This window comes from Azospirillum sp. B2RO_4, assembly GCF_051124815.1.
Taxonomy (GTDB): domain Bacteria; phylum Pseudomonadota; class Alphaproteobacteria; order Azospirillales; family Azospirillaceae; genus Azospirillum.
In genome coordinates this window covers 17,577-31,925 of record NZ_CP118487.1, presented here as the reverse complement: position 1 = coordinate 31,925, position 14,349 = coordinate 17,577, and the positions used below count along the sequence as shown (strand labels likewise).

Below are 14,349 nucleotides of genomic sequence, written 5' to 3'. Positions count from 1 at the left end.
GGTCAGCGGCCGAGATAGGTGTCGATGACCTGTTGATTCGAACTCACCGCGTCCAGCGAGCCTTCGGCCAGGACGGAGCCCTCGGCCAGCACCGTCACCTTGACGCCGAGCGCGCGGACGAAGCTCATGTCATGCTCCACCACGATCACCGAATGCTTGCCGGCGATGCTGCACAGCAGTTCCGCCGTCTGTTCGGTCTCGGCATCGGTCATGCCGGCCACCGGTTCGTCGACCAACAGGAGCTTGGGGTCCTGGGCCAGCAGCATGCCGATCTCCAGCCACTGCTTCTGCCCGTGCGACAGGCTGCCGGCCTGACGGTTGCGCAGGGCCGACAGGCGGGTGATGTCGAGGATTTCCTCGATGCGGGACCGGTCGTCGCGGCTGATGGCGTAGGTCAGCGTCTTCAGCGGCCGGCGCGGCGCCTTCAGCGCCAGTTCCAGATTGTCCCACACCGTGTGCGGTTCGAAGACGGTCGGGCGCTGGAATTTGCGGCCGATGCCGAGATTGGCGATGGCCGCCTCGCGCAGGCGGGTCAGGTCGGTGTCGCCCTCGAACAGGATGGTGCCGGTGTCGGGGCGGGTCTTGCCGGTGATGACGTCCATCATCGTCGTCTTACCGGCGCCGTTGGGGCCGATGATCGCCCGCATCTCGCCCGGCATCATCACCAGCGACAGGCTGTTCAGCGCCTTGAAGCCGTCGAAGCTGACCGACACGCCGTCGAGATAGAGAAGGGTCGATTCCGCGCTCATGGGTCAGGCTCCCTTCTGGTCGGCTGTTTTGGCATTGGGAAGGGGCGAGGTCTTGTTGCGTCCGGGCAATTTGGACTTCAGCTGCGCGCCAAGCCCCAGCAGTCCCTTGGGCAGGAACAGGGTGACCGCCACAAACAGGCCGCCCAGCGCGAACAGCCACAGCTCCGGCAGGGCGCCAGTGAAATAGCTCTTGCCCATGTTGACCAGCACCGCGCCGAGGATGCCGCCGGCCAGCGTGCCGCGCCCGCCGACGGCGACCCAGATCACCGCCTCGATCGAGCTGGCCGGGGCGAATTCCGACGGGTTGATGATGCCGACCTGGGGGACGTAAAGCGCGCCTGCCACGCCGGCCATGCAGGCCGACAGGGTCCAGGCGAACAGCTTGTAGCTTTCGGTGTCGTAGCCCATGAAGCGGACGCGGCTCTCGGCGTCACGCAGCGCCACCAGCACCTTGCCCAGCTTCGACGCGATGACGCCCGACGCGATCATGTAGGAGAGCGCGAGTGCGGCCACCGTCGCCACGAACAGGGCGACGCGGGTGGTGTCGGCCTGGATGTCGTAGCCGAGGATGTCCTTGAAATCGGTCAGGCCGTTGTTCCCGCCGAAGCCCATGTCGTTGCGGAAGAAGGCCAGCAGCAGGGCGAAGGTCAGCGCCTGGGTGATGATCGACAGGTAGACGCCGGTGACGCGGCTGCGGAAGGCGAACCAGCCGAAGGCGAAGGCCAGCGCCCCCGGCACCACCAGCACCATCAAGGCGGCGAACCAGAACTGGTCGAAGCCCAGCCAGTACCACGGCAGCTCCTTCCAGTTCAGGAAGACCATGAAGTCGGGCAGGACAGGATTGCCGTAGACGCCGCGCGGGCCGATCTGCCGCATCAGGTACATGCCCATGGCATAGCCGCCGAGCGCGAAGAAGGCGGCATGGCCGAGCGACAGGATGCCGCAATAGCCCCACACCAGATCGAGCGCCAGCGCCAGCAGCGCGAAGCAGAGGTATTTGCCCAGCAGCGAGACGGTGAAGACCGACAGGTGGAAGGGCGAGTCCGCCGGCACCCACAGCGTCATCACCGGAACCGCCACCGCCAGAATGGCGAGGATCGTCAGAACGATCCCGGCCTTTCGGTCCAGCCCCATCAGGAAAAAGCGCAGCAGCATCGGTTCAGGCCTCCACCGCGCGGCCCTTCAGCGCGAACAGGCCGCGCGGACGCCGTTGGATGAACAGGATGATGAAGATCAGCACCAGGATCTTGCCCAGCACCGCACCGGCGTAAGGCTCCAGGAACTTGTTGATGGAGCCCAGCGTCAGCGCGCCGACCAGCGTGCCCCACAGGTTGCCGACGCCGCCGAACACCACGACCATGAAGCTGTCGATGATGTAGCCCTGGCCCAGGTTCGGGCTGACATTGTCGATCTGGCTGAGCGCCACACCGGCGAGACCGGCGATGCCGGAGCCGAGACCGAAGGTCAGCGCATCGACCCGCGCGGTGCGGATGCCCATGGCGTTGGCCATCGGCCGGTTCTGCGTCACCGCGCGGATCGACAGGCCGAACCAGGTGCGCTTCAGCGCGACCAGCAGGGCCGCGAAGACGGCGAAGGCGAAGATGACGATCCACAGGCGGCCGTAGGTGATGGTCAGGCCACCCAGTTCGAAGGCGCCGGACATCCAGCTCGGCGCGCCGACCTCGCGATTGGTCGGGCCGAAGATGGAACGGACAGCCTGCTGCAGCGCCAGCGACAGGCCCCAGGTGGCGAGCAGCGTTTCCAGCGGACGGCCATAGAGCCAGCGGATCACGCTGCGCTCGATGATGATGCCGACGCCGCCGGAGACGATGAAGGCGGCGGGCAGCGCCACCAGGATCGACAGGTCGAACAGGCCGGGGGCATGGGCGCGGAAGAACTCCTGCACCAGGAAGGTGGTGTAGGCGCCGATCATCACCATCTCGCCATGGGCCATGTTGATGACGCCCATCACGCCGAAGGTGACGGCCAGCCCGATGGCGGCCAGCAGCAGCACCGATCCCAGCGACAGCCCGTACCAGAGATTCTGCAGCGCGGCCCAGAAGGCCAGCTTCTGTTCCAGGGTGGAGACGGCGGCGGCGGCCGAGCGCTTGGTGACGTCGGACGCGCCGGACCCGGCGACCATGTTCAGCAGCACCAGCGCGTCGCGGTCGCCGCGGGCGGCCAGCGTGTCGGTCGCCGACTGGATTTCGGCATCGGTCATCTTCGACGCGGCCTCGCCGGTCAGCAGGATGGCGGCGCGCGCCTGCTCCATGGCGGCGCGGACGCCCTTGTCCTGCTCCTTGTCGATGGCCTTCTGCAGCGTCGGCAGCGCGTTGGCGTCGCGGCTCTTGAACACCGCATCGGCGGCGGAGCGGCGGACACCGGCATCGGGGCTCATCAGGGTGAGGGCACCCAGCGAGGCGCTGATGGCGCGACGGAGCGAATTGTTGATGCGGATCCGGGTGAGGTCCGCCGCCGCGGCCTGGCCCAGCGCCTCTCCGCTCAGCGGGTCGCTCAGGGCAAAGGCGTCGCCGGACTTGCGGGCGATCACCACGGCATTGTCGGACTTGCGGACATGGAGATCGCCGGCCTGGAGCGCCTCGATCACCGGCACGGCCGCCGTGTCGCCGGTTTCGGACAGTTGCTCCAGCGCCTTTTCGGTTCCGGAATAGCCGCCGCTGCCCAGGGCCTGGACAAGCGGACGGAGATCGGCGGCGAATGCGGCGGTCGATGTGGCGACCACCACACAGAGCGCCATCAGCCAGCGGAGAGCGCGTCGCATCGCGGGTCCTTCGGTGCGGGGGTGTCTAACAACGCGAAACGCTTGCCCCCACCCCGACCCTCCCCCGCTTCGCAAGGGAGGGAGAGATCCCCTCCACCGCGATCGGACCGACCTTCGGTCGGCCGAGAGCGGGGGAGGGTTAGGGTGGGGGCAAGCGTCGCGACCACTCAGACGATCAAGTCAGCGAACGCTACCCTCACGACCCCTTGCCGCCGCACTTGCCGGTCTTCACGTTGAAGTTGCCGCAGGACATCGGCTTGCGCCAGTCGGCGATCAGGTCCTTGCTGTCCGGCAGATAGTCCGACCACTCGTCGCCCGGGACGAGGCCCGAGGTCTTGGAGACGACGTCGAACTGGCCGTTCTCCTGCACTTCGCCGATCAGCACCGGCTTGGTGATGTGGTGGTTCGGCAGCATCGCCGAATAGCCGCCGGTCAGGTTCGGCACCGACACGCCGACCATGGCGTCGATGACCTTGTCCGGCTCGGTGGTGCCGGCCGCCTCGACCGCCTTCACCCACATGTTGAAGCCGATATAGTGGGCTTCCATCGGGTCGTTGGTGACGCGCTTGTCGTTCTTGGTGAAGGCCTTCCATTCCTTGATGAAGGCGGAATTGGCCGGGGTCTCGACCGACTGGAAGTAGTTCCAGGCGGCCAGATGGCCGAGCAGCGGCTTGGTGTCGATGCCGGCCAGCTCTTCCTCGCCGACCGAGAAGGCGACGACCGGGATGTCCTCGGCCTTCACGCCCTGGTTGCCCAGTTCCTTGTAGAAGGGAACGTTGGCGTCGCCGTTGATGGTGGAGACGACGGCGGTCTTCTTGCCGGCCGACCCGAACTTCTTGATGTCCGCCACAATCGACTGCCAGTCGGAATGACCGAACGGCGTGTAGTTGATCATGATGTCCTCGGGCTTGACGCCCTTGCCCTTCAGGTAGGCTTCGAGGATCTTGTTGGTCGTGCGCGGGTAGACGTAGTCGGTACCGGCCAGCACCCAGCGCTGGACCTTTTCCTTCTGCATCAGGTAGTCGACGGCCGGGATCGCCTGCTGGTTCGGCGCGGCGCCGGTGTAGAAGACGTTGCGGGAGGACTCCTCGCCCTCATACTGGACCGGGTAGAAGAGGATGTTGTTCAGTTCCTCGAACACCGGCAGCACCGACTTGCGGCTGACCGAGGTCCAGCAGCCGAACACGGCCGACACCTTGTCCTTGCTGATCAGCTCGCGCGCCTTCTCGGCGAACAGCGGCCAGTTGGAGGCCGGATCGACCACCACGGGCTCCAGCTTCTTGCCCAGCAGGCCGCCCTTCTTGTTCTGCTCGTCGATCAGCATCAGCATGACGTCCTTCAACGTCGTCTCGCTGATCGCCATCGTGCCGGACAGGGAATGCAGGATGCCCACCTTGATGGTGTCGTCCGCCGCCTGGGCCGGCATCGCGAAGGACGCCATCGCGCCCATGGCCAGACCGGCCAGCGCGCCGATCCCGAAGCTGGACGTCAGTTGCTTGGTCCGCATGAAGTTGCCCCCTTCCTTTGGCGCCCCGGTTGCTCCGGGGCTTCGCCACATCGTCGGGGGAAAAGCTACCGCGCATGCGAAAGGCGGTATCTACGTCAAATGACACATACGGCCAGGCTCCGGCCTTTCCGGCCCTCTATCGTTCGGAGGTTCGGAATAAAACCGGCGCCGCGGCGTCCAACAGGCGTAATCAGGGCGTGTAACGGCCATGGCCGCCCCCGAGTGACGGGGCGATGCACGGGAGCAACAGTGTGAACAGCAGAGCTGCCGACACCAAATGTCGCTTGCGGATTGCGGAAGGCTCATCGAAGGATACAGCGCTCGATCCTTTCCGTTCACGTTCCGGTCCCATCGCCATGCATGATCTCCGCCGCCCGATGTCCCGCCGCTCCGCCGCCCTCTGCCTGGTCGGCGGTCTGGTCGGCGTCGTCCTGAGCGGTCCGGCACTGGCCGCAGCGGCGAAGGAGGCGGCCCACGCCGCCAAGCCTTCGCTGGTCGCCGGCTGGGCCGCGGCACTGGAACAGCGCGCGCTGGAAATCCAGAACGCGCCCAAGGCGCCGGCCACCCGCGTCGGCTATGGCGCGGTCGTGAAGCTGGGCGACGGCGGCATGGTCGAGGGCGTCGCCCCGGCGATGGACGTGCCCCCCGCCGACGTGCAGGCGCAGGCCCCGACCCTGCCCGGCCTCGCCCCGGTCGAGCCGGCGCCGCCGGTGGTGATCTCCGTGCGCTCGCCGCTGGCCGACCGCGTCGGCCGGGTCGCCCGCCGCCTGATCGAACTGGGCTATCTGCCCGCCGACAAATGGACCGACAGCTTCAACGAGGATGTCGATGTCGCCGTGCGCGCCTTCCAGATGGCGGAGGGCCTGCAGCCCGACGGCAAGGTGGGCGAGGTGACGCGCCAGGCGCTGGACCGCACCCCGGCGCAGACCGTGGCACTTCTGCGCCGCGCCGCCGCGGCGATGCGGGCGCAGCAGGCCTCCATCCCCGACACCACGGTTCTGGTCAACCTGCCCGGCCAGTCCGTCACCCTCGTCGAGCATGGCCGCCCCGCCTTCACCATGCGGGCGGTGGTCGGCCGGCCGTCGCGCAAGACGCCGCTGCTGCAGGACAGGATCACCAGCGTCACCATCAACCCGACCTGGACCGTCCCCCCGACGGTGCTGAGCGAGGACAAGCTGCCGGCCCTGCGCAAGAAGGGCACCACCGGCATCAAGAACGCCGCCGTCTATCTCGACGGCTCGGAAGTGGCCAACACACAGTCGGTCAACTGGTGGTCGGTCGATCCCGGCCGCGTGCGAATCGTGCAGAAGCCGGGTGACGACAACGCGCTGGGCCGCTTCCGCTTCAACCTGACCAACGGCGACGGCATCTTCCTGCACGGCACCAACGACCCGAAGCTGTTCAGCCGCGACCTGCGCGCCGCCAGTTCCGGCTGCGTGCGGCTGGAGGATGCCCGGATGATGGCGGAGACGCTGCTGAGCGCGGCCAAGGTGACGCCGGCCGTCATCAGCCAGCAGCTCGACACTGGGGAAACCAAGACCATCCGGCTGCCGAACGCCATCCCCGTGCGCTTCGTCTACTGGAACGCGTCGGTCGACACCGCCGGCGTGGTGCGCGTCCACCCCGACATCTACGAGGATCCGCCCACGCTGGCGACGCCCTCCGGCCAGTCGGGCGCGGCGATGTCGGCCAATCCGGCGGCGGCGGGCCCGGTGACGCCGGTCTCGACGCCGCGCCCGCTGTCGAAGCCGGCGCCGCTGCCGGTCCCGGCCGCCCATGCGCCGACGCCGCTGTCCTCCGCCTCCACCCCGGCGCCGGCCAAGTCGATCCCCGCGCCGACCGGCATGTGAGGCTGCGATGCGGATCGCCCGGATCGACCATGTCGTGCTGACGGTCGCCTCCATCGAGGCGACCTGCGCCTTCTACCGCGACGTGCTGGGCATGGAGGTCGTCACCTTCGCCGGCGGCCGCCGCGCCCTGTCCTTCGGCGCGCAGAAGATCAACCTGCACGAGGTCGGGCGGGAGTTCGAACCGAAGGCCGCCCGGCCCACCGCCGGCAGCGGCGACTTCTGCCTGATCGCCGACACGCCGCTGGAGGAGGTGATCGCCCATCTCCAGGCCAAGGGCATCGCCATAGAAGAAGGCCCGGTGAGCCGCACGGGCGCCACCGGGCCGATCCGTTCCGTCTATTTCCGCGACCCCGACGACAATCTGGTCGAGATCGCCAATTACGTCTGAGGGTCCGCTTCGAGGCACACTGGAAGGATGGAGATCCACATGTCGGTGCATCACTCTTCCAGAGGCTACGAGACGGGGGCCGCGACCTATGTCAAAGGCCGTCCCGGCTACCCGCCTGAAGCCGCCGCGTGGCTGCGTGAAATCCTGGGTGTCGGCCCCGGACGGAGGGTCCTGGAAGTCGGCGCCGGCACAGGCAAATTCATCGCGGTGCTGAAGGAATGCGGCGGCGAAATCACCGCCGTCGAGCCGGTCGCCGGCATGCGCGAACAGTTGGTCCAGGGCTTTCCCGACATCACCGTCATGGCGGGCAATGCGGAGTCCATTCCCCTGCCGGACGGCTCCGTCGATGCCGTAGTCTGCGCGCAGGCCTTTCATTGGTTCGCCACCGCCGACGCTTTGCAGGAAATGCGGCGCGTCCTGGCGCCGGGCGGCACGTTGGGGCTGATCTGGAACGTGCGCGACGAGAGCGTGCCCTGGGTGGCGGCGCTCACAGCCATCACCGACCCCTGGGAAGGCGATACCCCGCGCTATCGGACAGGAAGCTGGCGCTGGGTCTTTCCCGCACCGGGCTTCGAGCCGATCGACGAGCGCCATGTCCGGCATGCCCATGTCGGAAGTGCGGAGGACGTCATCGTCAAGCGCACGCTCTCGGTCAGCTTCATTGCTGCTTTGCCGCCGGAACGGCAGGGAGACGTCGAGCGCGCAACCCGCGCGCTGATCGCCCGGACACCCGAACTGGCGGATCGCGCCGAGATCGCCTTCCCCTACGAAACGGTCATGTTTGCCTTCCGCAGGGTCTGACGAACCCCGGCCGCGACCGCGCTTCGCCTCAGCGGGCCTGCAGCATCCCGACCGCGCCGCGCGCGACCTCGTGCAGGTCGGCTTCGCCGCCAGCCTGGACATGGGCGAACAGGCCGGCGCGCATGCGCGGATCCCAGAATTTGCGGATGTGGGTCGCCGTCTCGGTCACCGCCTCTTCCCGCGGGTAGGTGGCGAAGTGGACGGCGATCTGGTTCGCCATCCGGACCAGATCCTTGGCATGGTTCGTGTGGCTCATCGGTGTCTCCATTGACGAAGCGGTGTTGGGTTCAGCGGAACAGGATGACGGTGTCGCGGCGCGACAGCGCACCCAGGGTCAGGTTGGCATTGCGCGCCAGCTCCAGCGCCAGCGCCGTCGGCGCCGAAATGGTCGCCAGCAGCGGGATGCCCACCGCGGCGGTCTTCTGCACCAGCTCGAAGCTGCAGCGGCTGGTCATCACCACGAAGCCGGTCGCGGGGTCGGCACCCGACCGGACGACGGCGCCGATCAGCTTGTCCAGCGCGTTGTGTCGACCGACATCCTCGCGGGCCAGCCGGATGGTACCGTCCGGCGCGCACCAGGCGGCGGCGTGGACCGAGCGGTTGGCCCGGTTCATCGGCTGGTGATCCGGCAGGGCGCGGAAGGCGGCGGCCACGGCGGCCGGGTCGACTTCCAGCGAGGTTTCGATCTTGCGGGGCTCCCGAACGGCGTGGACAAGACTGTCCACGCCGCACAGGCCACAGCCGCTCCGCCCCTCCATGGAGCGGCTGCGCAGGCTTCCGCGCAGGAGACGCAACGGGTCGACCGTCAGGTTGACGACGAAGCCCAGCGGCGTTTCCCGCACGGAGATTTTCTCGATATCGGCGGCGGCCCCGACGATCTCCTCGGCAAGGCTGAAGCCCAGCGCGAAGTCTTCCAGATCGGCGGGGGTCGCCATCATCACGGCATGGGAGCGGCCGTTGTATTCGAAGGCGACCGCAGTTTCCTCCGGCACCTGCCACTCGACGTCCGCACCCTCCTCCACCCCGACACCGGCGGCAAAGCCGGTGCCGGTGACGGCGATGGAGCACATGGACATATCGTCGGGACGGATGGTACCAGAGGTCATCGCGGTCATGCTTCCCACTCCTCAGGCCGTTATTCGGCGGCGCATTACTCGGCAGCGATGACGTTGGCGGCGGCGATGCGCTTGCGCTCGACGTCGTTCTTCGCGTAGTCGACCTGCCAGTCCGACGGCTGGTTGCTGCGGGCGACCTGCACCGCCGTCACCTTGTATTCGGGGCAGTTGGTCGCCCAGTCCGAATTCTCGGTGGTAATGACGTTGGCGCCGGTCACCGGGTGGTGGAAGGTGGTGTAGACGACGCCGGCCGGCATGCGGTCGGAGATGACGGCGCGCAGCGTGGTGGCCCCCATGCGGCTGGCGAGCGACACCATGTCGCCGTCCTTGACGCCCCGGATCTCGGCATCCACCGCGTTGATCTCCAGCACGTCCTCCGGATGCCAGGCCACGTTGGCGGTGCGCCGGGTCTGCGCGCCGACATTGTAGTGGGCGAGGATGCGGCCGGTGGTCAGCACCAGCGGGTACATCCGCGTCGTCCGCTCGTCGGTCGGCACATATTCGGTGATCATGAAGCGGCCGAGACCGCGGGCGAAGGTCTCGCCATGCATGATCGCCATGCCGGTGTCGTCGTCCTCGAACCCGGTGCAGGGCCACTGCACGCTGCCGACGCGATCGAGCTTCTCGAAGCTGACGCCGCGGAAGGTCGGGGTCAGCCGGGCGATCTCGTCCATGATCTCCGACGTGGTCTCGTAGTGCATCGGATAGCCCATGGCCGTCGCCAGCGCGCAGGCCACCCAATGCTCGTCCTTGCCGACCTTCGACGGCATCGCCTTGCGGACGCGGTTGATGCGGCGCTCGGCGTTGGTGAAGGTGCCGTCCTTCTCCAGGAAGGAGGTGCCGGGGAAGAAGACGTGGGCGAAGGCCGCCGTCTCGTTCAGGAACAGGTCCTGGACGATGACGATGTCCAGCGATTCCAGCGCCGAGGTGACGTGGTTGGTGTTGGGATCGGACTGGACGATGTCCTCGCCCTGGACGAACAGGCCGCGGAAGCTGCCGTCATGGGCGCTGTCGAACATGTTGGGGATGCGCAGGCCCGGTTCCGGATCCAGCGTGACGCCCCAGGCGGCCTCGAACTCCTGGCGGACGAGATCGTCCGAGACATGGCGGTAGCCCGGCAGCTCGTGCGGGAAGGAGCCCATGTCGCAGGAGCCCTGCACATTGTTCTGGCCGCGCAGCGGGTTCACGCCGACGCCCTCGCGGCCGATGTTGCCGGTCGCCATCGCGAGGTTGGCGATCGCCATCACCGTGCTGGAGCCCTGGCTGTGCTCGGTCACGCCCAGGCCGTAATAGATCGCGGCGTTGCCGCCGGTGGCGTAGAGGCGGGCGGCGGCGCGGACCTGATCGGCCGGGACGCCGGTGCGCGATTCCAGATATTCCGGCGAGTTGCGGTGTTCGGCGATGAACGCCTCCCACTTCGCGAACTCCTTCGGATCGCAGCGCTCCTCGACGAAGGCGCGGTTGACCAGCCCTTCTGTGACGATGACGTGGGCGATGGCGTTGACCACGGCGACGTTGGTGCCGGGCTGGAGCTGCAGATGGTGTTCGGCCTGAACGTGCGGGCTGCGCACCAGATCGATGCGGCGCGGATCGATGACGATCAGCTTGGCCCCGGCGCGCAGGCGCTTCTTCATGCGCGAGCCGAACACCGGATGGCCGTCGGTCGGGTTGGCGCCGATGACCAGGATGACGTCTGACTTGTCGACGCTGCGGAAATCCTGGGTGCCGGCCGAGGTGCCGAAGGTCTGCGACAGGCCGTAGCCGGTCGGCGAATGGCAGACGCGGGCACAGGTGTCGATGTTGTTGGTGCCGAAGGCGGCCCGGATCATCTTCTGGACGACATAGACCTCTTCATTCGTGCAGCGCGACGAGGTGATGCCGCCGATGGAGCCGCGGCCATACTTGGCCTGCACCGCCTTCAGACGCTCAGCGGCGTAGGCGATCGCCTCCTCCCACGACACTTCGCGCCACGGGTCGGTGATCTTCTCGCGCACCATGGGCTTCATGATGCGGTCCTTGTGGGTGGCGTAGCCCCAGGCGAAACGGCCCTTGACGCAGCTATGGCCCTCATTGGCGCCGCCATTCTTCCACGGGGTCATGCGGACCACCGTGGTGCCCTGCATCTCCGCCTTGAAGGAGCAGCCGACGCCGCAATAGGCGCAGGTGGTGATGACGCTGTGTTCGGGCTGGCCGTACTCGATGATCGACTTTTCGGTGAGGGTCGCGGTCGGGCAGGCCTGGACGCAGGCGCCGCAGGACACGCACTCGCTGTCCATGAAGCTTTCCTTGGCGCCCGCCGACACCGACGACGCGAAGCCGCGGCTGTCGATGGTCAGCGCGAAGGTGCCCTGGGTCTCCTGGCAGGCACGGACGCAGCGCGAGCAGACGATGCACTTCGACGCGTCGAAGGTGAAGTAGGGGTTGCTCTCGTCCTTCGCGGCGGCGCGGTGGTTTTCGCCGTCGAAACCGTACCGCACGTTGCGCAGGCCGACGGCGCCCGCCATGTCCTGCAGCTCGCAATCACCGTTGGCGGCGCAGGTCAGGCAGTCGAGCGGATGGTCGGAGATGTACAGCTCCATCACGCCGCGGCGCAGCTTCGCCAGCTTGTCGGTCTGGGTGTGGACCTTCATGCCGGGGGCGACCGGGGTGGTGCAGGAGGCCGGGGTGCCGCGGCGCCCCTCGATCTCCACCGCGCAGAGGCGGCAGGAACCGAAGGGTTCCAGGCTGTCGGTGGCGCACAGTTTGGGCACGGTGATGCCGGCGTCCATCGCGGCTCGCATCACGGAGGTGCCTTCGGGAACGGTGATGGCGCGGCCGTCGATCTCCAGCGTCACCAGGGTCTCGGAGACGCGGGCCGGGGTGCCGTAGTCGGTCTCGTGGATGAGGGTCATCTCGGGTGCTCCTGGGGTCGCTCGTTATTCGGCGGCGATGTGGGTGACGCGGACGGCCGGGGCTTTCTTGCGGAAGTCCTCCGGGAAGTGCTTCACGGCGCTGCGCACCGGATAGGGCGTCATGCCGCCCATGGCGCAGAGCGAGCCGTCCACCATCACGTCGCAGAGGTCGGCGAGCAGTTCGAGATTCGCGTCGACATTCTTGCCGGCGATGATCTTGTCCAGCGTCTCCATGCCGCGGGTCGAGCCGATGCGGCAGGGGGTGCATTTGCCGCATGATTCCGCCACGCAGAACTCCATGGCGAAGCGGGCCTGCTGGGCCATGTCGACGCTGTCGTCGAAGACGACGATGCCGCCATGGCCGACCATCGCCTCCTGCGCCGCGAAGGCCTCGTAATCCTTGGGCAGGTCGAACTGCGAGGGCGGGAGGTAGGCGCCGAGCGGGCCGCCGACCTGCACGGCGCGGATCGGCCGGCCGGTGATGGTGCCGCCGCCATATTCGTAGAGCAGCTCGTGCAGGGTGATGCCGAAGGCCTTCTCGACGATGCCGCCGTTCTTGATATTGCCGGCGAGCTGGAAGGGCAGCGTGCCGCGCGACCGGCCGACGCCGAAGTCGCGGTAATACTCGCCGCCCTTGTCGAGGATGATCGGCACCGAGCAGAGCGACAGCACGTTGTTGACCACCGTCGGCTTGCCGAACAGACCTTCCAGCGCCGGCAGCGGCGGCTTGGCGCGCACCATGCCGCGCTTGCCCTCCAGGCTTTCCAGCATCGCGGTCTCTTCGCCGCAGATGTAGGCGCCGGCGCCGACGCGGACGTCGAGATGGAAGGTACGGTCGGTGCCGTGGATGTTGTCGCCGAGCCAGCCCTCGTCATAGGCGAGCTTGATGGCGTGGCGCAGGATCGCCGTGGCGTGGGGGTATTCCGAGCGCATGTAGACATAGCCGGAGGTGGCGCCCACCGCGATGGCGGCGATGGTCATGCCCTCGATCAGGCAGAAGGGGTCGCCTTCGATGATCATGCGGTCGGCGAAGGTGCCGCTGTCGCCCTCGTCGGCGTTGCAGCAGACGAACTTCTCGTCCGCCTTGGCCTGCATCACCGTGTTCCACTTGATGCCGGTGGGGAAGCCTGCGCCGCCACGGCCGCGCAGGCCGCTGTCGGTCACCACCTTGACGATTTCCGCCTGGGACATCGCCAGCGCGTTCTCAAGGCCCCGGAAGCCGCCATGGGCGCGGTAGTCCTCGACCGACAGCGGGTCGATGATGCCGCAACGGGCGAAGGTCAGCCGCTCTTGATTCTTGAAGTAGGGGATTTCCTCGGTCAGGCCGTGGCCGAGCGCATGGGTGCCGCCGGTCAGGAAGCCGGCGTCGAACAGGCCGGGCACGTCGGCGGGGGTGACCGGGCCGTAGGCGACGCGGCCGTCCGGGGTTTCCACCTCGACCAGCGGTTCCAGATAGAGCATGCCGCGCGAGCCGTTGCGGACGATGCGCAGCGGCAGCTCGCGCTTGGCGGCCTCGGCCCGGATGGCGGCGGCGACCGCGTCGGCGCCGACCGACAGGGCGGCGGAATCGCGCGGGACGAAGACGGTGATCAGATGGCCGCTCATTGCGCGTGACCCTTCTGGCTGTCCTTGTGGCTGAGGGCGCGGGGGATCTGCTGGTGAGCGGTCGGGTTGGTCCGCGTCTCGTCCGCCAGCTCGTCGAAACGGTCGGGCGAGACCCGGCCGTGCAGGTTCTCGTCGATCATGACGGCGGGCGACAGGGCGCAGTTGCCGAGGCAGAAGACCGGTTCCAGGGTGAAGGCGCCGTCGGCGGTGGTGCCGTGGAAATCGACCTGCAGACGCTTCTTGATGTGGTCGACCAGCGCGTTGGCGCCCATCGACTGGCAGGCTTCGGCCCGGCAGACCTTGATGATGTGGCGGCCGGGCTTTTCGCGGCGGAATTCGTGATAGAAGGACACCACGCCATGCACGTCGGCGCGCGAGAGGTTCAGCTCCGTCGCCAGCAGGGGGATGGCCTGTTCGTCGATATAGCCGAACTCTTCCTGCAGCGCGTGAAGGATCGGCAGCAGGGCGCCGCGCAGATGCCGATTGTCTTCGACAATCGTCATGGCGCGCTCAGCGCTCCACGGATGGCTTGCGTTCACGGGTGTCCCTCCTTGCGATCGTCCGCGCCGGTCTTGAGGTCGGCGTCGTTCTGGCTTGGCACTGTTGGCTTTTTCCAGGCGTCTCTCGTCGCCCGGCACCGTCAGAGTGTCGGAGGATACGG

12 protein-coding genes are annotated in these 14,349 nt (G+C 67.6%); 3 read left to right on the top strand and 9 right to left on the bottom strand.

Going from position 1 to position 14,349, the window contains the following annotated elements; genetic code table 11:
- Positions 1 to 2: 2 nt before the first annotated feature.
- The 4 genes from urtD to urtA all read right to left on the bottom strand — a co-directional run bounded on the left by urtD (position 3) and on the right by urtA (position 5,038).
- A complete protein-coding gene (gene urtD / locus PWS46_RS17900) occupies positions 3 to 749 on the bottom strand; it encodes an urea ABC transporter ATP-binding protein UrtD (RefSeq protein WP_085084212.1) in 747 nt (248 codons plus the stop codon).
- A 3-nt stretch (positions 750 to 752) separates the two neighbouring features.
- On the bottom strand, positions 753 to 1,904 hold the full coding sequence (urtC, locus tag PWS46_RS17895; RefSeq protein WP_434622671.1) for an urea ABC transporter permease subunit UrtC: 1,152 nt from the start codon (positions 1,902 to 1,904) through the stop codon (positions 753 to 755).
- Between the two features lie 4 nt (positions 1,905 to 1,908).
- Positions 1,909 to 3,531 carry an urea ABC transporter permease subunit UrtB gene (gene urtB / locus PWS46_RS17890; protein WP_434622669.1) on the bottom strand — a complete coding sequence of 541 codons (1,623 nt, stop codon included), beginning with the start codon at positions 3,529 to 3,531 and terminating at the stop codon, positions 1,909 to 1,911.
- 196 nt (positions 3,532 to 3,727) lie between these two features.
- Positions 3,728 to 5,038: an urea ABC transporter substrate-binding protein gene (urtA, locus tag PWS46_RS17885; RefSeq protein ID WP_434622667.1), complete on the bottom strand. Its 1,311-nt coding sequence runs from the start codon at positions 5,036 to 5,038 to the stop codon at positions 3,728 to 3,730.
- 356 nt (positions 5,039 to 5,394) lie between these two features.
- Between urtA and PWS46_RS17880 the strand changes: the two genes are divergently transcribed.
- Genes PWS46_RS17880 through PWS46_RS17870 form a run of 3 tightly spaced genes read left to right on the top strand, consistent with a single transcriptional unit; the run spans position 5,395 to position 8,077 of the window.
- The gene (locus PWS46_RS17880; RefSeq protein ID WP_434622665.1) at positions 5,395 to 6,888 is read left to right on the top strand and encodes a L,D-transpeptidase family protein; all 1,494 of its coding nucleotides are present in this window, start codon (positions 5,395 to 5,397) and stop codon (positions 6,886 to 6,888) included.
- 7 nt (positions 6,889 to 6,895) lie between these two features.
- Complete coding sequence (locus PWS46_RS17875) at positions 6,896 to 7,276, top strand: VOC family protein (protein ID WP_434622663.1); 381 nt, start codon at positions 6,896 to 6,898, stop codon at positions 7,274 to 7,276.
- A 39-nt stretch (positions 7,277 to 7,315) separates the two neighbouring features.
- Entirely contained in the window at positions 7,316 to 8,077 is a 762-nt protein-coding gene (locus PWS46_RS17870; RefSeq protein ID WP_434622662.1) for a methyltransferase domain-containing protein, read from the top strand.
- A gap of 28 nt (positions 8,078 to 8,105) precedes the next feature.
- Here the strand turns inward: PWS46_RS17870 and PWS46_RS17865 are convergent, their stop codons facing one another.
- Genes PWS46_RS17865 through PWS46_RS17845 form a run of 5 tightly spaced genes read right to left on the bottom strand, consistent with a single transcriptional unit; the run spans position 8,106 to position 14,191 of the window.
- Positions 8,106 to 8,333, bottom strand: a complete 228-nt coding sequence (locus PWS46_RS17865; protein ID WP_434622660.1) for a formate dehydrogenase subunit delta — start codon at positions 8,331 to 8,333, stop codon at positions 8,106 to 8,108.
- A 31-nt stretch (positions 8,334 to 8,364) separates the two neighbouring features.
- Positions 8,365 to 9,192: a formate dehydrogenase accessory sulfurtransferase FdhD gene (gene fdhD / locus PWS46_RS17860; RefSeq protein WP_434622658.1), complete on the bottom strand. Its 828-nt coding sequence runs from the start codon at positions 9,190 to 9,192 to the stop codon at positions 8,365 to 8,367.
- Between the two features lie 35 nt (positions 9,193 to 9,227).
- Complete coding sequence (fdhF, locus tag PWS46_RS17855) at positions 9,228 to 12,083, bottom strand: formate dehydrogenase subunit alpha (RefSeq protein ID WP_434622656.1); 2,856 nt, start codon at positions 12,081 to 12,083, stop codon at positions 9,228 to 9,230.
- Between the two features lie 24 nt (positions 12,084 to 12,107).
- Entirely contained in the window at positions 12,108 to 13,688 is a 1,581-nt protein-coding gene (locus PWS46_RS17850) for a formate dehydrogenase beta subunit (RefSeq protein WP_434622654.1), read from the bottom strand.
- Entirely contained in the window at positions 13,685 to 14,191 is a 507-nt protein-coding gene (locus PWS46_RS17845) for a formate dehydrogenase subunit gamma (protein WP_434622652.1), read from the bottom strand. Before PWS46_RS17845 ends, PWS46_RS17850 begins: the two co-directional genes overlap by 4 nt.
- Between the last annotated feature and the right edge of the window lie 158 nt (positions 14,192 to 14,349).